Here is a 20,506-nt window from a genome sequence, read left to right as displayed (position 1 = left end):
CAACGTCGATCCGTTCGCCTGGCTCACCCTCACGCTTCAGCGTATCGCCAACGGCTGGCCGAGCAGCGAAATCGACGCGCTTATGCCATGGAACCACGCCGCCTGACGGCCTCAGCTTGCCGCTTACTATCGATCAGCTCCTCGATGCCGTGAAACTGCCGAGAGTACCTCCTTCGAGAGCTAGGGCGCTGGCGGAGTTCATGTCTAGGACCGTCCGGGCGCTCCCTATTCGCTGGCACGTCAGGTCCCACTCCCGTGCGACTTGCTCGGAGCCAGAAGCATTCGCAGAAGACGCCTCCACGCCCGGCAAGATCATCCCGGAATGTTGGCGAAATCATCTCGGACGGCGCAGGCCGCAGCGCGTCGGTACACGCGCGCGAGATCGTCGGAATTCGCAGTTTCGCTGCCATGGGATGTTGGGCGCTTCGAAACGAAGAACTCGGGGACTCCCAGCCCAAGCGCGTACTTCAGTCGCTTTGAGGGTGATAGATGAGATAAACGACGTGGCCGGATCCCAAGATCGCGTTACTTTGCCTGCTCCTCAACTCGGCCGTGTAGAGCTCACCGTTTATGGTGAACTGTATGCGCCGGTTCTGCGGGGTCGGAAGCAGGTTCCACGTGTTCAGTATGTACATCATGCCGCTGTGCGAGACCTCTCGGCCCTGGCCTTGATTGTCCCAGCGGCTGTGGTTCCAATCGTCGCCGAGAAACGGTCCGATATCCGGTAACTCCGCTCGGCGGCGATAGGCCCCTGATGATCCAGGAGACGACGAGCCGGCGCCCCGCACCGGCTGAGCATGGTCACGCAACTCGGACCGTGTGATTGGATTGAGCTCAACCAGTGATTCAACACTGCCATAAACGTCTGAGGGAGCGCTGGCTGACGCCGGCTCGCGGAGCGGCTGACGCGATCTCCGGACTTCACTCATCTGGCTAGCGCGCGGATGATGGATGAGTTGAACGTCCCTGCGTCCTCCCGGTCCCAACGTGGCCGAGTAAAGCTGACTCTCGATGGTGAACTGTGTTGGGCCGAACTGATTCGGCAAGAGGCCGGCGTTACCGAGTATGTCGATCAGGGTGTCCGAGGCAGGTTGGGAACGGTGGCGCCAGTTGTCGACCATATGTCCGATTTCCGGTAGCTCTTGAGGGGGCAATGATGGCCCGATGAACGACGGGGGTCTGGCGATACCACGCGCCGGCGCAGAGTGCGCATAGTCAAACTCAGACGCTGTGGGCGCATTCGGATCAGGCACTGGCTCAAGGCCGCCGTAGATATTTGACGCCGCAGCCCTGGCAGACGACCATGGCTCGCGTTGTTGCACCTGTTCACTAAGCCAGTCCCAATAGCTGGGCTGCGAGCCACGATACGGCGTGGACGACGTCGGAGTGGGTTCTTGCATCTGCTCTCTAAACCAATCCCAAGCTCCCGTGCTCGGGGTAGCCGGGGTTGCCGGAAGCTCCTGATACGAGCTGGGCTGCAGTCCACAATGTGGTGTGGACGATGGAGTGGGTTCTTGCATCGCTTCCCTAAACCAATCCCACGCTCCCGCGCTCGGGGTAGCCGGGGTTGCCGGAAGCTCCTGATACGAGCTGGGCTGCAGTCCACGATGTGGTGTGGACGATGGAGTGGGTTCTTGCATCGCTTCCCTAAACCAATCCCACGCTCCCTCGCTCGGAGTAGCGGGCGTTGCCGGAAGCTCCTGAAGCGAGCTCGGCTGCGGAGCGCCTTGCCCGGCGAGCGAGCCCGCTTGTCCTGGTGGACCCAACCCCAGCGCTCGGTTCGCCTCGACAGCTTGTTGATATTGCCAGAGCCTTGGCAACGCCGTCCTGAGAAGATTCCGCAAGCGAACGTCATCGCCCGCAAACTCGTCGGCCTCGGCACGTAAAGCCTCTAGATTCTCAACCCGACCCGTGATTGAGGGCTTCTGTGCTGTCTGAAGCCAGGCGCTGAACTGGCGAAGTGCCCAAAGGTTCACGCCGATTTTCGGGGCCACCTCGTTGAATCTGAGAAAAAGCGCCTCGTCATCCGCGCTGGCGGAAACTTCCTGTGGCGGGAACGGCTGCGGCGCGTTGGCGCGTTGTCGGTAGTCCTGAAGAAGATTCCACGCGCGTGGAAACTCTCTAAGATACGAGCCCTTCCCAGAGTTAATATAGCGGTCTCGCTCCTCGGAGCCAGCCTGAGTAATACTCACCCCGCGCTTGTTGAGCCACCTACCGAAGCTGTTAAGAGCCCTACGGTACTCCTGCATGGTCACCTCCGCAAAGCCGCGCTTACCGCCTTCGTCACACGCAGCGTTGATGAGCGCCTCGTCCTCGGGGACGAGAGCCTCGACCCGCCGGCCGCCCCGCGGCAATGTCATCACCGACGCTCCAACTGCGGTGACGGGAGCCTCAACCGGCCGGCCCCCTCGCGTCAATGTTGTCACCGGCGCCCCGACTGCGAATTGCTCGAGCCTTGTCAACGCTGCCTCGATACGAGCGCCCAAGCCAACATCATTGGCCGCAAACTCGCTCCCCTCGGCACGCAATGCCTGAAGATTCTCTAGTCGGCTGCTGATTGGTGGCTTCTGCTTCGCCTGACTCCAGGCGCTGAAGTTGCGCAGCACCTCTAGATCCCTTCGGATGGTGCGATCGCTTGGTCCGCTTTTCTTGGCTTCCTCGCGGATCGTGCCATCCCTGGCTCGGCTTTTCTTTGATGCCTCGCGGAATCTAGAAAAAAGCTCCTCGTCCGGGCCAGCGTTCTCGCGGCTTCGCTTGGACGGCACTTCAGTCGAATGGCCGAAGGGAGTATGGGCTATGTCTAGGCTTTGGCGCGTTCTGCTGAATGCGTGGTCCTGAATGGGCGGCACCTGCATCAAATCGCCGACATCAGTGCGCCGAATCGCTTCACCTCGGTCTGCGGTTTGCCCATCAGGCGAACCCGCTTCTGCGGAGTTCTCATAAAACGCACTGTGTTGCAGCTCGCTCAGCTGCTGCTCAAACATCGCTTGCTGGCTCGTATTGCCCGGTTCTTGCTCCTGCTGCTGCAGCGGGGCGTTGTACGCCTGAAACTCACCAGGGCTGAATGGGTTGATGTTGTTGCGGTCCACTCTAATCGTCCTTGAGAATGTCGATTGTGCGCAAATCCGCCAGCTCAGCTCGGACGTGTGCCCGGCTCAAGGCGAGGGAGGCTTCAACAGCAAATCTCGTTGTCCAATCGAAAACAGCAACAACAAGAAACTGGCGCAGCTCCAAGCCGCGATCCTCCGATTACATCGAGCCCATCCCGACTACCGCGCTGCCGCGCTGCCGCGTTCATTCCATTTGCGCTCGCTAGGCGGCCTCGCCCTTGAGAATCCAGTTCTCATTTTAGGATGCTTAGCTTTCTAAAAGCTGACGAGTTCTCAGGATGATTCAATTGTGTGGTTCTGCTTCGTCTCTACTGAAGAGCCGTGACACGTAAGGCATAACGGTTTACCCGCGACGAGCCAATCCTACGCGCCGATGGGCCAATGCGCGATTATCTCGCCTGGCGACATATCTATGACGGGAGCTCGCTTCATCGATCAAGCTCCGTCACCAATGGGCGCACCAAGTCAGTGTTACGTCCTTGGACGCAGCATCGGCGCATCTTTAGCGCGCCGATGCTGATGACGGCTTTGGGCAAAACTGGCTGGTATCACTCGGTCCGAACCATCCAGGCGAGCACACTGCCAACAGATGGACCTGTATTGCTCCGATATATTGCAGAGAGAGAGAGTGGGTGCCTGGAGGACGCGCTCGCCCACCGGACTCGCCTGTGTTATTGCACGGTGACCTTCCGATATCGGAATCAATACCGATCTATCTACGACTGAGGAGGCAGCGTCTTGAATCGAAGGCACCCCACCTGAACAAAAGTCTACTGAAACTGGCTCTGCTCACCGATAGTTGCCGGCTGACAGAGCCCGGACAGACCTTCGGCAGGGTTCAGAGAGATCGGCATAGCGCCTAGAATGATCGAAGGTGTCATTGGTTTGGCGCCGATGAAACATCGGCCGTTGTTAAGATTGATGGTCAATACCGTAAAGAGGCCAGCTGACCGCAAGCTGACGACCACGCGAGCTATAAGGCCATTTTAGAGATCACGCTCGGCTTCCAATTTGGGCGAAGTCTTAATACTTGTTCTCAGGACTAAAGGACTTGGGAATGCTAAGCCGACGCACCATCCTGAACATTTTGAACCGATTTGCGTGCGCAGGAGTTTTCCTTTGCACCGGCGCACTCACGGCTTTTGGGGCTCAGCTCTCGCTGCCTTCGGCACCTTATAGCTACACTGTTCTGGATCAGGACCTGTCTGCCGCACTGCTGGAATTCGGTAACAACCTCAATATCAGAGTAAACGTAAGCGGCGAAGTGAAGGGTCGGATTCGCGGACGCATGCCAGATCTGCCACCGCGCGAGTTCCTCGATCGGTTGACCAATCTCTACAATCTTCAATGGTACTACGATGGGCTCGTGCTGTATGTATCTGCTGCAAGCGAGGCGCAAAGTCGTCTGCTTGTATTGAAGCCGATCAGCTTCGATGCATTCAAAGCGGCCCTCGATGCACTCGACATCTCCGACGAGCGCTATCTTGTGAGACCGGCACCAGGAGATGGCCTCGTCCTGGTTTCTGGTCCACCACGTTTCATCGCGCTCTTGGATCAGACGCTTAACGGCCTTGTGGCGGAGGCGCAGGCGCGGCCGCACGCTGCTATCGAAAAGCAGCCGCGGGAATCGGTGCTGAAGTTATTTCGTGGCTCCTCAACCACGGTCGTTCGCGATGGACGACCGGAAGCCCCCTATTCTTCCGACGCGCCGCGTCAGGACAGCGTCGTGCGCGAGCCTGCGCCAGGCCAGAGATGAAATTGAAAATGCGCGGCAGCTTTCGGCGGAAGTCAGTGCCGTCACCATTGGCTCATTGCGAATCCTTTTGACGCTCGTCAGCTTCTCGAAAGCTCACTCTCTTAGCATGAGAGAGCGGATGTCTAGACGGCGATGCCGCCTATCCATCTTAATAGAGATGCACGTCGGGCACCCGATGCTCGGAATAACGGCAAGCGTGGCTGGCGCCATTTTTGCCGGCAGCTCGGAGGCTGCACTCCACGAGCCTTCGAAACGGTCCTCTGGAGGTCGCAATGCAAATGGTCTTCGTCGAACTAGGGCCCGAGCCGAACTTTCAAAGGAGGAACAGGATGGATTTCAACTCAATCAGCCCAACGAACACGAGCCCGCAGCCCGATTCACCATCACCGCCCGCGGACCCAGCGGGCTTTGAGCACCAGCTGAGCGAGTTCGAAGGTAGTGCTCCGCCACCTGCTGCGGTGTCTCCCGTGCAGCAGGGCGAAGCCTACTCGCCATATCTGGACGCCGGCCATCCCTATTCGCAATACTTGGAGTCGGGGCATCCCGATCCATCACTGTTGGATTGGGACGATGATCTATATGCGCCGGCTGCGCCCTCCCCCGGGCCATTGGTGGCCGACAGGGAAAGCTCTCCGCAGCCAGGCTCGCAGCAGCCGATTGCTCAAGCCATCGCGGAACTCCCCGAGTTCGATCCTGAGCTGATTTGGCAGCATGTGGAAGCTGGCCCATCGCAAGCTGGACCATCGCAAGCCGGGCCGTCGAAGGCCGGGCCGTCGCGAGCCGGGCCGTCCTCGTCCGCCGGGGCTGCGCTGTTGGAACTCACGAATTTCATTCCAGAAAACGAACGTCTCATAGCCGACCACTGGGTCTTCTTTCCCCATACGGCCTCGGATGCGGAGATCAACATATTAAGGAGGGCCGGACTCTTGCCCACCAATACCTCCCCGACCACAACTTTCACCATGCTGGGTGTGCCCCACACAGCCGAATTGCGACAAGACGGGTTTGTTAGTGTCAAACCGTCGCTGAACGCAGGCCTTTGGCCTGGACAGCCGCACGGCGACGCGCCCGCCGAATAGGCATTTCATAGCCCAGCCCGCGGCACGGGCATAGCCGTGCTGCCAGCAGACCTTCGGGACGTCGCCGACGGCAGGAGCATTTGGCGACGTCCTTTCGGACGGCGTCGACTAACTTGGCTATCTTGGCCTCCTAAGATGAGTGTACCCAACGCGTCCTTTCAGAGAATTGGTCAGGCATTGGCGGTTCAAGGGAATACCAAGAGTTTACACGACCTAGCTGCAGCATCCGTGCCCCCGTCACTGTATTGTCTCGGCCGTGCGAAGCTTAGAGCGACGAGCGAGCATCTTCAGTCTAACTTGTATGGAGCCTGCAGGAACGTGCCCCATCGTTCCACGCTGTGCTTTTTCCCTCGAATCTTAGATGCCGGCTCGAATTTAACCGACCATGCCGGCGTGAGCACTTGCTCGACGCCCGCGCCGAGGGTGGCACTGAGACGACCATAGTCGAGATGAGTGACCCCGTGTGGCGCACGACAAAATTCGTTGCTATTGACGACATCGCCGCGACCCAACCCAACCCTGCCTTGAAAGAGGCCAGCGTGTGGCCGTGCGGGCCAACGCAGGGCCCGATGACGAAGACGTCGGGACATGCTTTGAGTTTTGCGCTCACGACAATGCCGAAGACGGCAAGACAGGTGTTTGTACCGTCCGAGGCAGCGCCCACGGTGTCCAATTCGAGCCAAAAGACGCAGTGCTCTCTCGCCAGTTTTGGCCGATCTGACCTCGAGCCAGGAACACAGGGGTATCGACGACTCACTGTAAATCGACCGACATAAGGATCACTAAACGATCGCCGGCCGTCGCCGGCTCCGACGTGCCCGCCGATATATCTCTCGTCCGGCTCCGACAGTGCCGGTGGGACCTATACTGCCGGGGCCGAGATCCGCCGCATTGACGGCACCGCTTGCCACGACCGCACCTGTCGCGGCCCCCAAAAAAGAGGCTCAAATCGCATGTCACCTCACGAATATACCAAGTTAATTGGGTGTTACCGGCGTTGCGGCTGATGGCGCGGTGCCTGGCTGTACTGCAGCGGGCCGCGGCGTCGTGGCCGATGGCGCGGTGGTCGACTGGGCTGCAGCCAGTGGGGAGCGGCCGACGATGACGGTGAGCAGACCTTGGCCCCACAGCCGCTGCGCCGCCTTCCCGGCATCCTGCAGCGTCACCGCATCGACGAGCGCGCTGTGCTTCTCGATATAGTCGATCGGCAGCTTGTCGAGCTGATGCTGCAGCAGCGCCCGCGCAAGGTTTGATGAGGTATCGAGCGCCAGCATCTGCGAGCCCTTCAGGTACGACTTGGCGTCATCGAGTTCCTGCTGGGTCGGGCCTTCCTCGGCCATGCGGCGGACCTGCTTCTCGATCTCCTCGACCGTCGCGCTGGCGCGATCGGCCCGGGTACCGGTAGTGCCGACAAACACGGCGGAATGATCCATCCACAAGAGCGCCTCATGGACGGAATAGGCTAGCCCGCGCTTCTCGCGGACTTCTCGGAACAGCCGCGACGACAGCCCGCCACCACCGAGGATATGGTTGACGACATAGGCGGCCATGAAATCCGGCTCGCTGCGGCGGACGCCAGCACCGCCGAAGGTCACGACCGTTTGCGGCACGTCGAGCGGAATGAAGACGCACTGCAGCGCTTTGGCCGCGATCACATCGGCTACCTCTGTCAACTCCGCCTTGGCCGGCAGGCTACCAAACGTCTTATCGAGCAGTCTGCCAAGCGTCTCTGGATCGACGTCACCCACCACCGCAATCTTGAGCGTGTCCTTGGCGATCACGCGCCGGGCATAGTGTTTCAAATCGGCGACGTCGATTTTTGGCACGCTCTCGACGGTGCCTCCGGCCTGGCGGGCATATGGATGATCGTCGAAAGCGACTTCGAGGAACTTGCGATTGGCGAGCGTTGAAGGATCGGTGGAGCCGCGCCGAAGGTTCGCGAGCACCGCAGCACGGATCCGTTCAACATCGAGCGCATCGAAATGCGGCGAGGTCAGCGCCATCCGCAGCAAATCGAAAGCCTCGTCCTTGTTGTGCTTAAGCGTTCGCAAAGAGCCGCGGAACTGGTCGCGCCTCGAGGTAAAGCTCAGCTCAATGGCGCGGCGGTCGAGCCGCTCGTGAAAGGTCTCGAAGTCGAGATCGCCGGCCCCTTCATCGAGCAGGCTGGCAACCATGTGGCCGACGCCGGGCTTGTCTGTGGGGTCCTGGGTCGCTCCGCCGGCGAAGGCATATTCCATCGCGATCAGCGGGACGGTGGCGTCCTGCACGAACCAAGCTTCGATACCGCCGGGCGAGACCAGGCGCTGAATCCTGGTCGCGGCAAGCGATGGTGCAGAGCGGAGCGTGGCTATCGCGAGCGAAGCCCCACCGAGGACGGCACGGCGTGTGAAGGAATAGGTCACGAGCGCTTCTCCTCGCGTTTGGGCGCAGAATCCTTAATCAGATAGCCCGTTACCGAACGCTTTTTTTCGAGCCATTGCTGCGCGGCCTTGCGCACCTGCTCGGGGGTGACGGCGCTAATGCGGTCAGGCCAACTTTGTATATCCTTAACGCTGAGCCCCGTCGTGAGCCCGCGGCCGTACAGGAGCGCAAGCATTACCTGATCGTCCTGAGCGTAGATCGCTTGCGCAATCAGCTTGGTCTTGACGCGCTCGAGATCCTCGGCGCGTGCGGGATTTTGCGCGAGGTCGGCAATCACTTTGTCGATCGCGTCCTCGATCTCGGCGAAGTGGACGCCGGGTTTCGGCGTGGCTGAAATCATGAATTGCGAGGGATCAAGCGAGGTGCCCTGGTAGCTCGCGCCAGTGCTGATGGCGAGCTGCTTGTCGATGACCAGCACACGGTGGAGATAGGAGTTGGTGCCACCGCCCATAACTTTGGCGAGCACGTCGAGGGCAGTGCTCTCGCCTGCGGCCGCGGTCGAAGCCGATGGCACGAGATAATAGCGGCGCCAGGTGGGCTGCTCGACGCGGGGATCGGAGAGTGTCACGGTGCGGGGTGCCGTGGGCGTCGGCTCCTGTGGCCGCATGCGCTTCGCGGGGATTGCAGGCTGCGCAGGAATGTCGCCAAAATTCTTTTCCACCATCGGGCGGATTTCCTTTGGATCGACGTCGCCCGCGATGATCAGAATCGCGTTGTTCGGCGCGTAGAAGCGCTTGTAAAACGCGAGCGCGTCCTCGCGGTCGAGTCTTTCGATCTCCTGCCGCCAGCCGAGGTTGGGGCGGCCGTAGGGGTGGTTGAGGTAAAGCGCCGCTCTGATCTGCTCGGTGAACCGCCTATCGGGATTGTTGGCGACGCTCCTATTGAATTCCTCCAGCACGACGTCGCGCTCGGAAATCACGTTCTCGTCTTTGAGAATGAGACCGGTCATCCGGTCGGCCTCGAGTTCCATCATTTTAGCCAGCTGCTCGCGCGGCACGCGCTGGAAATAGCTGGTGTAGTCCATCGAGGTGATGGCGTTCTCGTCGCCTCCGACTCGCAGCACGGTCCGGGAGAATTCGCCGGGCGGATGCTTGGCTGTGCCCTTGAACATCAGGTGTTCGAAGAAATGTGCAAGCCCCGATTTGCCCGGCGTATCGTCGGCGGATCCGACCTTATACCACATCATCTGCGTCACGATCGGCGTGCGATGATCGGGGATCACTACCACCTGCAGGCCGTTCGCAAGTGTAAAGCTTGCTGGTCGTTCCGAGGTCTCGGTGATCTGTGCAAGCACGCTCCTGTTTTCAGGAATGTGGCTAAAATTGCTGCTATTATCCTTTTTGTATTCAACGTTGTGTTCGACCGCCAGCGCGGTGCGCGTCATTAAGGCCATTGCAACAGTGGCCGTGCCTAGCACCTTGGTTGTCACGGAACTCCAATTCTTCATGGCATCGCCTTTGGTCGATCGAGATCCACATTCTGGAGCGGACGATCCCGACAAAGCAGGGGAGCCGCACGCCGTAGGCAAGCAGCGGAGCAAAAGCCGGGCCAATCGCCGGGTGCTTGTGCGCACAGGCCGCCGCGCGGGCAGCTGGTAGGCAAAACGAAGCGCGCTGCCTGTTTTCTATTCGAAAGCTAAGGCCGGATTTGTTTGGTATCTGCCAACATGTTACGGACGCGACGTTACACACGAAAACTCACGACAACTCGCCGCCTCGCGTTCGTCTAAATCCTGCGACGCCACATGCCGCAGGCTTGATCTCGCTTCGCAGGCACCGCTGCACCATTTCGCGGCCGCAGCTGGCGCCTGCCAAGAAATATCCAAAGCCTGTCGCGGCGCTCCGCGCTTCGACGCTACGCGCTTTGGTCCTAGCGGATTCGCGAAGAAGATCATTTGGAAGGTTTCAGGCCCGGCGAATTCCACCGCTTGTCCTGTTCCTCACAGCGCGCCTTGAGCTCAAGGCAGCTCACCCTCCAGCACGGGCCAACTCGCTATTTCAAGCGCTACTTCAGCGACACGCGAGATCAGGTGCTCGCATGTCGACGATTTCACGTTCGGCCTGTTTCATTGGCTGGTCCCGGCAATGATGACGAACGCGCAATTCGTTTTTTGCTCGACCGCGCTCCACGGGTTCACGCAGCATGTCGACCTCCATCGTCTCCTTGCCCTACAACTTCGTAGGTGCTTGAACGCCTCAGTCAAGTCGGACGCCCCTCCTGGCGGCCCCTGCCGAGAGCTGCTGCCCTGCAGGAATTTTTTTAATGAACAGGCCTTTCGGATAGCCGGCGTGCTAGCGTCCACCGAGACCATCTTGTCCGCCGCAACACTCTTCCTCGACCAGCGCTCGCTTTTCTTCGGCAGACCACCAACGCCGCACCTGACGGAAACATCGATGCGGTCTCCAATGGCTTATCATGAACGTCCTGAGCGTCGTCAGCTTCTCGAAAGCTAACCTCGCTAGCATGCGAGTGTGGGTTATCTATAGGCGGTGTTACGAACATGAACGCAGGTGCACCCAATATCGGAGCAGCGGGCGGCAATAACGGCGCGGATTTTGACGGAACCGAGGCGGCCGATGAGGCCAACTCGCAGGCCATGCAACAACGCAAAGCTTTCGAAATGGCTCTTGGCATGCTCGCAATGCGAATTGTAAGCGATGCGCAAGCCGATTTAGACTCTGCCATGGACGATACAGAAGAGGATGTTTGATTCGGTCCTGTAAGCCACGAGCGCAAATGTCCATCCATGCAACGATGAGAAGAGGGGACGGAGAGGAGCTTCTCAGCAGCCGGAGGATTCGCACCTCAATGGTGCCTGGTCGTTCAGACAACTTGCCGTAAGCTTGGTGTGACAGTTCTTAGGCTCTTTTCGCTTCGGGCCACTCCGGTCATCCGTATCTTGGTAGCCCAAGACGTCCGGCTCACATGTCGAACGGACTCGCCTTGCTTCAGGCAATCGCCGTCACAAGGCGTCTTATAGGAGTGAGAGACCAAACAGGGTCTTCCTGTCCTCGCGCGCTGTTAGCGACTGTTGACGCGCCTAACGAGTTGGCGCGTCGCTCTTGGCCGCAAATGCGATAGATCGCGCATTGCTGCCGCTTGGTATTCGCCGCGCACCGGGCGCCGAGGCGCGTCCCCTCTTGTGGGTCAGCTCTCACTCCTCGAGACGCCCCCACTCATCCAGTTGTGCCTTCGTTGCAGACTGTTACCGGCACAGAAATGCCAATCAAATCATCGAAAGCGCGGATAATGCTTGGGCACCCCAAGCGACGTGCTTCCCTACGCGCGCTAAGGAGCATGGGAAAGCGGGCGGCAACGCCCGCTCCCATTCTTGGAATGGCGCCCAGATCGGCCTCACCCGGCGGCCTGCTCATTGGCGTCAATGCTCGCCTGGTTGACCTGCCATCCGGATCTATCGACCCATCCTTTACCTTGCTCATATATCGTCTGTGCACCATCCGACGTCAGCTGATCGAGGGTTTGGCCAGCATTGGACTGCGTCACCTTCAGGTTGTTGGCACCATCTTTGTCGTCCCCGAGCCCCTCGACAACCATGGCGTTGTCGCCATTCGTGATGGTGAGCTTGGACGAAATGGTCTTGCCCTTGCCGTAGTCGACCGTATCCACGGTGATCTTCGTGCCATCATCGAGTTGCAGAGTCATGCCTTTCTTAAAATCGAAGTCGTCCTTCCCGTCGCCATTGGCATCGAAATGAGGATCGCCGTGGATCTTCGTCAAATGGCCGGTCTCGTTGTTGCGGACAGTCCAGGTGCCGTCCTTCTCGTCCGCCGTAATTGTATACTTATCGCCAAGGTGGATCGTTACCTTGCCGTCATGAACCTCATGCGACCACACCGGATTAGTTTTCGATGGCGGGCTCTGGTTAACCGCAACTGGGGTCATCGACACAGGCGGTGGAGGAGGAACGAAAACTGGAGTATAGTAGTAGTACGATGGAGTAGCGAGCGGCTGAGGAGTGTACTGGGACTGAGAGCCGGCGCCCGGGGCGCGCCCTTCTTCACCAGCATCGATACTCGCCTGGTCCACCTCGCGCCCGGCGCCGTCAACCCAACCCTGACCTTGCTCATGGATCGTTTGTGAACCATCTGATGTCAGCGCATCGAGCGTGAGGCCAGCGTTTAACTGCGTGACCTTAAGATTGTCGGCACCATCCTTATCGTCACCGAGTCCTTCGACAACCATGGCGTTGCTGCCATTCGTAATGGTGAGCTTCGACGAAATGCTCTTGCCATTGCCGTAGTCGGCCGTATCCACGGTGATCTTCGTGCCATCATCGAGTTGCAGGGTCATGCCTTTCTTAAAATCAAAGTCGTCCTTGCCGTCTCCGTTAGCATCGAAGTGAGGATCGCCGTGGATCTTCGTCAAATGGCCGGTCTCGTTGTTGCGGACAGTCCAGGTGCCGTCCTTCTCGTCCGCCGTAATTGTATACTTATCGCCAAGGTGGATCGTGGCTTTGCCATCATGGACCTCATTCGTCCACACCGGATCAATTGCGGACGACGGGCTTTGATTCTGGGCGACCGACGCGAACTGGGGAGGCGGCGGCGGGGCGAGAAGGGTTGGAGCAACGTAGGCTGGACTGAGGACGGCGGGGGCGACAACGACCGGACTATTTACCGGCAGGTACTGGTAGGCCCCCGCCGGGGCGCCGGCAGCGCCGGCGTACTGCCCCAATGCGACGTTGAACATTGGAACGGTGGGCACGCCTTCAGGCACGAGCCCTACCGCCGGATTGAAACCGCCCACCACGGGAAGATACGGCATTTTCATTCACTCCTATTGCATTGAAGGAAGCGACAGACTGCGAGGACCACCCGCACAATCAACTTGGCACGTTGCGCCGAGGCCCTTCAAAACCAATCCCAGGTCACGGCCAGCAGCAGGCGCTCTCGCGTTTCTTTTTGCAGGTGACAACAGCCTTGATCGGCGGACCACTTCTCCCCCTTGCCCGTCGGCAATCGGGACTCTCACGTCGAGCGTATCCAAGTCGCCGGAAGCTTATCCGGAATACCTGTCGAAAAGCTGACGATAGAATACCTACCAGCACATCAGCTTCCGGATCACCTGAATGTTGAGAGCATGTGATCGCGAACCGCTCCTCATAACGGGCGTCGTAACAACGACATCTTTGGACGCGCGGCCGGCTATCGACCACGCTCTTCTGAAGGATGCCGGTCGAGCCTCTCGCGTGAATGCTCGAGAGGTCTTTAGGAGCACCTGTTCGAAATTGGTTTCGCTCATTATTGCGAGGCCGGGCACTTGCACACGAACAGCACGGTCGTCTTGTTTATCCGCCTGCCCGCGGCCTTTGTGAGACTCGTCAGCTTCTCGAAAGGTAATCCTCCTAGGATGAGAGTGCTGACCTGTAGGCGATGAGTCGTCTATTGAGCGTAGTGGAGTGAACACAGGAGAATGCGATGATTGGAGAAATGATCGGAAGCGCCGCTGGTGGATGGCTCGGTGGACCGTCGGGAGCGGCTATTGGTTCCGCTGTCGGTGGGGCACTCGACCACGCGTTCGAGAAAGTTATTCACACATTGGAGCCTGAGAAGGCTGATGCTGAGAAGGTTGCCAAGGATAATGGCCCTGCCGCAGGAGGCACCCCCCAGTGTAACCATGGCAACGGCGAATTGACGCTCTTGAATGGCGCGCCGGGCGCGCATGTAATGATCTCATTTCCTGCCGTCGTCACGCCAGCTGGTTAGGCTGGTTAGCAGTAGCAACAACTTCCGAACAGAAAGGTGAGTCGATATGGTTTCTCCAGTTGGCGGTTCCCCCGCGGCATCTGAAGTCGCAACGAATCAGCAAACCGGTGCTACGGGGGCTGGCGATTTCGCCGCGCAGCTCGCCGAGCTCGAGCGTGTCAGCAAACAAGCTCAGGCCAACAGCATCGTGATGCGCAGAATTACGACCGAGCTCTCGTCCGAAAAGAAGGTTGCCGACGAGCGCGTGAGTTAGCGCTGAAAGCGGGAGCTGGCGGCCGTCTTTTCGCGTGTTGACTGCTCTTTACAGCCTGACGAATTCGGAACCAGCCGTACGGCAACGCCGTACGGCTTCTCGTTGCTCAGGAGACTCTCCGTGAATGAACCCGCCTCCGTTCATTTCGAAGTGCTATCAGGGCTCTATTCCGGGGTGACCGGTGAAGCGCCCGTCGGAACGAGCCTTATCGGAAGTAGCCTCGATGCCGATATCGTCTTCGTCGAACAGGGGCTCGAGCCCAATCACTTCCGTCTCACGCCGCTGCACGATTCGATGGAGATCGAGGCCCTAGCAGCCGGAGTCAGCATAGAAGGAAGCGGAGATATTGCCGCAGGCAAGCGGCTTGTTATTTCTCTTCCTGCAGTCGTTCATGCGGGCGCGATGTCCATTCGCTGCACACAGGATTCGGGACAAGCATCAATCGGCCTGTCGCGTGTCTCGATAATAGCAGTCGCCTTGGTCTTGCTGAGCTCTGTCGGGATCGCCACTCTTGCGATCAGCTTTCTCTTTGACGGCAGTGCCGGTGCACTGAGCCCCGGTGCGCCCCCTGTCGCAGCACTTCCACCCAAGCTGACGCTCACCGGTCCTGATGATCGCCCCCTCAATGCGGCCGCCGCACAGCTGCAAGCTGAGATTAACAAGGCGGGACTTCTCAATATTAAAATCGGTTCTGGGCTAGGTGTGGTCAGCGCCGAGGGCACCGTGACACCTGCGACAGTCAGTAAATGGCAGGAGGTTCAGCAATGGTTCGATCAGCGTACAAACGGGTCGCTGACACTCGTAAATGGAGTGACCGTGAAGGAGGATAAGCCGCCCTCCTCAATCGCTGTCCAGGCGGTGTGGCGCGGAGCCCACCCCTATCTTCTTATTGGTGGCCAAAAGTACTTCGTGGGCGCGCTGTTGAACGATGGATGGACGGTCGATCGAATCGAGGCGGGACGTGTACTGCTCAGCCGGAATGGACGGCTTGCTGCTCTCCCCTATTAGAGCTCCACCGCCGCAGGAAAGGAGAACGTCATGACCAAGCTGCCCCAGCATCCTGTCGGACTTGGCACCTCTTCGCAAAGGCTCAACACCCACGACCATGCGCCAGCGAACAAGCCGGCCCTGCCTCAAGTCCATAATTTAGAGATCCATGGCACCGATGGCGGTGGCGAGAAGAGGCACGGGTCGGTTTGGCCGGATACCGAGGCGCCGGATCTGCAAATCGAGGCCGCGCTTGATGTAAACGATATTGATGCCGTCTCGCGTGTCAGTCTCAACGAGAGGCGCGTACGGATAGCTGAGATCGATCCCCGTGCGGCACTCGCTTCACTTTATGGCCGCAACCTCGCAACTGGCCTGCTCTCCTTCGTGACACCACGCCTGCGTGATCCGGACGTGCTGCGAGCAGAGAATCATAGTGTTCTTCTGGAGCGCTTGGCCGATAGGCTACGGGCCGGACCGGAGGATTCGGCGCGTGAAGGGACCGACGCCCTGCAGCAGGAGCTCCGGCGGCTCATCCTGCTCCGGCAGAACCAAAACAGCTTAATTGGGAGCTAGCATGATGGACTCGGGCGGAGCGCAGTTCGCCAGTCCACCGCCGCCGGCCGATGCTTCCAAGACCGGCGATGTCCTGCCAATCTCCGGGCAGGAGCGCGATTTGGTCTGCGCAATATCCTTCGTCCACCTTGCGTGTGGACAGAGCGCACGAGCTCTCGCTCTGTTGCGACTCATTGCCCATGACTACTCGCAAGACGTCGACCTGCTTCGCATTCTTACCTATGCTCTCATCTCGGAGGGCTTTGGCGATGAAGCACTTGCGGCGCTTGATAGACTAGACACGCTTGACGACGAGCCCTCCTCGCGTCTGCCTTTGATGCTTCTCCGCAGTCACGCGCTACGACGGGCCGGCCGTATGGACGAGGCGCGGGCAGTCTTTCAAGACTACGTGTCCATGCGTGGCAGGACAGCCCCAACGCAACAACAATAAGAAGGCTCTCCATGGCACACCTTCTTCGTAAGCTTATCGTGCGCGCGCCATTCCACCCGGATTTCATGGTCGCGTTCATGCTGCTTCTGGCAATCGGAATGATGATCATGCCGATGCCGATCGTCGTGGTCGACATGCTGATCGGCTTCAATTTGGGCTTTGCCGTATTGCTGCTGATGGTTGCTTTGTATCTCAGTACGCCACTGGATTTCTCGTCCCTGCCCGGCGTTATCCTGATCTCTACCGTCTTTCGGCTGGCGCTGACCATCGCGACAACGCGGCTGATTCTCGCTGAAGGAGACGCCGGCAGCATCATTCATACTTTCGGTGAGTTCGTGATATCAGGGAACATCGCGGTCGGAATTGTTATATTTTTGATCGTGACCATGGTGCAGTTCATGGTTCTCGCGAAGGGAGCCGAGCGCGTTGCTGAAGTCTCAGCACGATTCACGCTCGACGCTCTGCCAGGCAAGCAGATGGCTATCGACGCGGAGCTACGCAACGGTCATATCGATCAGCACGAGGCACGCAGCCGGCGAGCTTCACTGGAGCGAGAAAGCCAACTTCACGGTGCAATGGATGGCGCCATGAAGTTCGTGAAAGGGGATGCCATTGCCGGCCTCATAGTCATCTGCATCAACATGCTGGGAGGAATCAGCATCGGACTGCTCTCCAAGGGCATGTCGGTCGATGAGGCGTTGCATCAATATACGCTGCTCACCATCGGCGATGCGCTGATTTCTCAGATTCCGGCGCTCCTCCTATCGGTTACGGCCGCAACCATCGTCACACGTGTAAATGGTCCTTCCAAGCTCAAGCTTGGTGCCGATATCATCAACCAACTCACGGCCAGTACCCAGGCATTGCGGCTAGCGGCCGGCGTCTTACTTCTCATGGGGCTGATACCTGGTTTCCCCTTGCCCCCGTTTCTCCTGCTGGCCGCACTTTTTGCCGGGGCAAGCTATGTCAAAGGCGGTGTGCAAGGCGCGAACACGGACTCCAAGACGGGAGCCATCGTTAGTGCTCCGACCTCAACACCAGCGCAGGCTCAAAGGCAAACCATACCTGCGGAAGCGCTTCCGGTCGCGGTTTTCTTTGCACCTAACCTGGTAAACGCGATTGATAGAGAGGAAGTTGAGCAGCACATCGCTCGCATTTCGGCACTGGTTTCAGCCGATCTTGGCATCACGATCCCCCGCATTCCAGTCCAGGTTGATCAACGTTTGGCCCAATCCGAGTTCAGGCTAGATGTGGAAGGGGTGCCGGTTGAACGGGATCGAGTCGATCCGACGCAGCTCGCGCTCATCGACGACCGAGCGAACATTGAATTGAGTGGCATCCCGTATCGGCAAGATCCAGACACCGACCGGATCTGGATCGAACAGAGCCATGCACCAGCTCTCAAAGCGGCCGGGATCGGGCATCACCGTCCGAGCGAAATCATCGCCCTGCGCGTCAGTTCCGTACTGACGCGATATGCGCAGCGCTTGGTAGGCATTCAAGAGACGCGACAATTGCTTGCCCGGATGGAGCAGGAATATGCCGACCTGGTGAAGGAAGTGCTACGCACGACTCCAGTTCCCCGGATCGCCGATGTCTTGCGGCGCCTGCTCGACGAGGGCATCCCGATCCGTAACACGCGGCTGGTCTTGGAGGCGTTCGCCGAATGGAGCGAACGCGAGCAAAACGCCGTCCTGCTCACCGAATATGTCCGCTCCGGCCTAAGACGGCAAATCTGCTTTCGCCATGCCAACGCTCACCGTGTTCTGCCCGCCTTTATCGTCGAACGTGAAACTGAGGATGTAATTCGCAGTGCGGTTCGAGAGACTACCGTCGGGCCGTACCTCGCGCTGGAGGACCGGCATAGCGAGATGTTGCTGTCGCAACTGCGCCAAATTCATTCGGGCGTGCCAGCAGGTCAGAGCCAGCCCGTCATCCTGAGTTCGCTGGATATCCGACGCTTCGTCCGCGGCTTCCTCACCCGCAACGGGATCGATCTTCCTGTTCTGTCTTATCAGGATCTCGCCTCCGATTTTACGGTACAGCCGGTCGGGTCGCTCAAGCTTACAGGTGCCAAGGAAAAAGCTCCGACAGCAGAACAACGCACCCTGCTTGCCGCAAACGGTTAACAGAGCACAGCAGTCGCTTGTGAGATGGACGGCATGAGTTCACCAACAACAACGTTCGCTGCTCGATTGTATGCGTTTCATCCGCCCTCGGGCTTAACTCTCCTCGCGTTATTCGCCACTCTTGTGCTTGGTGGTTGTGCCAGTTTGGATCAAGTTAGAGAGACGCCGCGGCCAGAGTTGCTGGGCGCCAAGGACATCGATCCTGCTATGCGCGAGCGCATTGCACACGCCCTCCTCCGAGTTTCGGACGAGGAGAGTTTGCGTGAGGCTCTGAAGCGAAAGCCAGACAACGTCGATGCGGCAATCTCGCTGACCCAGGCCCTTATGGCACAGAACCGCGCGGGTGAAGCACTTGAGGTAACTGACAAGATCTTGCTTGCAGTTCCTGGTGATTTGCGTGCCCTGAACGCAAAAGGGGTGGCCCTCGACTCCCAGGGGCGTCATGATGAGGCACAAGCGCTATATCGCGAGGCTCTCGCAGCCGCCCCAGGCAATCAGATGTTACGCAACAATCTTGGCCTATCGCTCGCACTTGCTGGGAATGCCGATACCGGATCTGACAGCCTACAACAGCTTTCGCACGAGCCGCGTGCGCTGCCGCGTTCGCCATAGCGTGGCCTTGGCGTAGAACGCCGGATCGTACACGCTTAACGCCTGCGCGTCAGCTCGTCGTCAGCTAGGCTGACTATCAACTTCGCGGTGCCCGACGAGCCTGAACTCCGTGCGAGAGCACTTCACCGATAGGAAACCCAATCACCATGCATGGCCGAATCAATAGCTCCCCTGGCGCTTCCGACGCTGATGAAATCAGACAATCCACCCCCAGCCACGCGGAATCTGATGCAGACAGCCAACGCTTTGCGGACATGTTTGCTGGGATGCACATAGCGGCGCCGAGGGCTAGCTCGTCGGGAGCAAACCCCTCGTACTCCCTCGTTCGCCGACCTCCTGTGGTGGAGATCAAAAGGTCTGAATTCGAAGAAAAGGTGAAGGACTTTTATGGCGATGAAATCGGGGATATCGCCGCCAAATCACAGCAATACTCGCTTCCCGTATCCTCGAAAGCCGCACGCACAGCACAAGTTGCCTATGACCACGGTAAGAAACCTGATTCGGAAAGCGCACGCTATTTCAGCTATCAGTTAGGCAACAAGAGTGTTGGACTTCTGCGAACGGAAGGCGGAGCTAGCATGAGTAATGTGTTCAAAGATGAAGAGGCACGCGCGCGCTGGCGGGAACAGTTTCCCGAACGGACCGAACTCACATCCACTGTAGATTTTCGGGTTACTCATCCTCTCGTGGAGAACGCAGGTGATATTCTTTTGGAACATCAGCTTCGGCTCGACGGCGAACGGCCTTTGCTCCTCTCTCATGCTGTCAACGACGACGCGAAAGCCCGCGCAGCGGCGTTGGGTTTTGTTGAGGTGAGTGACTCGATGATGGTGCTTGACCCTACCAAGCATCCTAACAAGTGGACGAAGAATGATGATGGTGAATGGCAGCGGAAAAACAAGCCTCCATTGTATCTTAAAGCTACTGACACTAGCGGCAGTGGTACCAGAGGGGCCCAGCTTGCTCGAAATACCACGCCGGATTGGGACGACGGTGACTTCATGTAGACTGGTCCGAAGAAGATAGATGACGCGAAGCGACCGGATTGCCAGTGGGTCACAATACCCGTTTTATGTCTCGCCATGCAGCACTTCAGGTTGCTCAAGAAGGCTCATCGCCTCCACGGCCCTCACCCGCGCTAAGCGTTGGTTTTGCTGGTTGGACAAAAGAGCGAGCCGGCTATTCTCATCGAGAGCCGGCAAATCGAGCGGCTATGGTCCGGCTGGCGAAATCCTCTCGGGGCAGCTCACCAAAGTTCCGTGAGTGCCCGCTCGCCGATGCGTCCCGAGGGTGTCAGAAAGGTGATCTTCCCCCGAAAAAATGGACAGGGTTAAGCTGCTTTTAGCTCCATCTCGATCGGGCTGATAAAGCCGATGGCGGAGTGACGACGAGTCCGATTGTAGAAGCCCTCGATATAGGCAAAGATA

17 protein-coding genes are annotated in these 20,506 nt (G+C 58.7%); 11 read left to right on the top strand and 6 right to left on the bottom strand.

Annotated features, from left to right (window positions below; all coding sequences use genetic code 11):
* Positions 1 to 106 (top strand): transposase domain-containing protein (locus tag AC0QUY_RS39735; protein WP_146101462.1); only part of this gene is annotated, 106 nt, incomplete at its 5' end.
* Between the two features lie 361 nt (positions 107 to 467).
* On the opposite strand, the gene AC0QUY_RS39730 is transcribed toward AC0QUY_RS39735, so the two are convergent.
* Together AC0QUY_RS39730 and AC0QUY_RS39725 are read right to left on the bottom strand one after the other, a co-directional pair.
* Entirely contained in the window at positions 468 to 3,089 is a 2,622-nt protein-coding gene (locus AC0QUY_RS39730; RefSeq protein ID WP_161855439.1) for a hypothetical protein, read from the bottom strand.
* Between the two features lies 1 nt (position 3,090).
* Positions 3,091 to 3,234, bottom strand: coding sequence for a hypothetical protein (locus AC0QUY_RS39725; protein ID WP_161855440.1), 144 nt, complete (start codon positions 3,232 to 3,234; stop codon positions 3,091 to 3,093).
* 933 nt (positions 3,235 to 4,167) lie between these two features.
* On the opposite strand from AC0QUY_RS39725, the gene AC0QUY_RS39720 reads away from it, so the two are divergent.
* Both AC0QUY_RS39720 and AC0QUY_RS39715 read left to right on the top strand, forming a co-directional pair.
* Positions 4,168 to 4,866 carry a nodulation protein NolW gene (locus AC0QUY_RS39720; RefSeq protein WP_161855441.1) on the top strand — a complete coding sequence of 233 codons (699 nt, stop codon included), beginning with the start codon at positions 4,168 to 4,170 and terminating at the stop codon, positions 4,864 to 4,866.
* 329 nt (positions 4,867 to 5,195) lie between these two features.
* The gene (locus AC0QUY_RS39715) at positions 5,196 to 5,945 is read left to right on the top strand and encodes a hypothetical protein (RefSeq protein ID WP_202639117.1); all 750 of its coding nucleotides are present in this window, start codon (positions 5,196 to 5,198) and stop codon (positions 5,943 to 5,945) included.
* Between the two features lie 977 nt (positions 5,946 to 6,922).
* Here AC0QUY_RS39715 and AC0QUY_RS39710 read toward each other — a convergent pair.
* From AC0QUY_RS39710 to AC0QUY_RS39700, 3 genes are all read right to left on the bottom strand, one after another.
* Positions 6,923 to 8,347 carry a M16 family metallopeptidase gene (locus AC0QUY_RS39710; RefSeq protein ID WP_161855442.1) on the bottom strand — a complete coding sequence of 475 codons (1,425 nt, stop codon included), beginning with the start codon at positions 8,345 to 8,347 and terminating at the stop codon, positions 6,923 to 6,925.
* Positions 8,344 to 9,678, bottom strand: coding sequence for a M16 family metallopeptidase (locus tag AC0QUY_RS39705; RefSeq protein ID WP_246738770.1), 1,335 nt, complete (start codon positions 9,676 to 9,678; stop codon positions 8,344 to 8,346). Before AC0QUY_RS39705 ends, AC0QUY_RS39710 begins: the two co-directional genes overlap by 4 nt.
* A gap of 697 nt (positions 9,679 to 10,375) precedes the next feature.
* Entirely contained in the window at positions 10,376 to 10,510 is a 135-nt protein-coding gene (locus AC0QUY_RS39700; RefSeq protein ID WP_256380287.1) for a hypothetical protein, read from the bottom strand.
* Positions 10,511 to 10,866: 356 nt separating this feature from the next.
* Here AC0QUY_RS39700 and AC0QUY_RS39695 point away from each other — a divergent pair, with 356 nt between their 5' ends.
* On the top strand, positions 10,867 to 11,076 hold the full coding sequence (locus AC0QUY_RS39695; RefSeq protein ID WP_161855443.1) for a hypothetical protein: 210 nt from the start codon (positions 10,867 to 10,869) through the stop codon (positions 11,074 to 11,076).
* A gap of 644 nt (positions 11,077 to 11,720) precedes the next feature.
* Here the strand turns inward: AC0QUY_RS39695 and AC0QUY_RS39690 are convergent.
* The gene (locus AC0QUY_RS39690; protein ID WP_161855444.1) at positions 11,721 to 13,151 is read right to left on the bottom strand and encodes a DUF1521 domain-containing protein; all 1,431 of its coding nucleotides are present in this window, start codon (positions 13,149 to 13,151) and stop codon (positions 11,721 to 11,723) included.
* 653 nt (positions 13,152 to 13,804) lie between these two features.
* Between AC0QUY_RS39690 and AC0QUY_RS39685 the strand changes: the two genes are divergently transcribed.
* From AC0QUY_RS39685 to AC0QUY_RS39655, 7 genes are all read left to right on the top strand, one after another.
* The gene (locus AC0QUY_RS39685) at positions 13,805 to 14,092 is read left to right on the top strand and encodes a hypothetical protein (RefSeq protein ID WP_202639381.1); all 288 of its coding nucleotides are present in this window, start codon (positions 13,805 to 13,807) and stop codon (positions 14,090 to 14,092) included.
* A 46-nt stretch (positions 14,093 to 14,138) separates the two neighbouring features.
* Positions 14,139 to 14,345 carry a hypothetical protein gene (locus AC0QUY_RS39680; protein WP_028350678.1) on the top strand — a complete coding sequence of 69 codons (207 nt, stop codon included), beginning with the start codon at positions 14,139 to 14,141 and terminating at the stop codon, positions 14,343 to 14,345.
* Positions 14,346 to 14,465: 120 nt separating this feature from the next.
* On the top strand, positions 14,466 to 15,353 hold the full coding sequence (locus AC0QUY_RS39675; RefSeq protein ID WP_161855445.1) for a SctD/MshK family protein: 888 nt from the start codon (positions 14,466 to 14,468) through the stop codon (positions 15,351 to 15,353).
* Between the two features lie 30 nt (positions 15,354 to 15,383).
* Positions 15,384 to 15,908 carry a hypothetical protein gene (locus AC0QUY_RS39670; protein ID WP_161855446.1) on the top strand — a complete coding sequence of 175 codons (525 nt, stop codon included), beginning with the start codon at positions 15,384 to 15,386 and terminating at the stop codon, positions 15,906 to 15,908.
* Positions 15,909 to 16,349: 441 nt separating this feature from the next.
* A complete protein-coding gene (gene sctV / locus AC0QUY_RS39665) occupies positions 16,350 to 18,467 on the top strand; it encodes a type III secretion system export apparatus subunit SctV (RefSeq protein WP_161855447.1) in 2,118 nt (705 codons plus the stop codon).
* Between the two features lie 33 nt (positions 18,468 to 18,500).
* Positions 18,501 to 19,079: a tetratricopeptide repeat protein gene (locus AC0QUY_RS39660; RefSeq protein ID WP_161855448.1), complete on the top strand. Its 579-nt coding sequence runs from the start codon at positions 18,501 to 18,503 to the stop codon at positions 19,077 to 19,079.
* Positions 19,080 to 19,225: 146 nt separating this feature from the next.
* Positions 19,226 to 20,086: an Effector protein NopP gene (locus AC0QUY_RS39655; RefSeq protein WP_246738299.1), complete on the top strand. Its 861-nt coding sequence runs from the start codon at positions 19,226 to 19,228 to the stop codon at positions 20,084 to 20,086.
* The last annotated feature ends 420 nt before the right edge of the window (positions 20,087 to 20,506 follow it).

The sequence above is a fragment of the Bradyrhizobium sp. WYCCWR15520 genome (assembly GCF_056174665.1).
The sequence above is the reverse complement of the archived record's forward strand: the minus strand, read 5'-3'. Positions and strand labels throughout refer to the sequence as shown.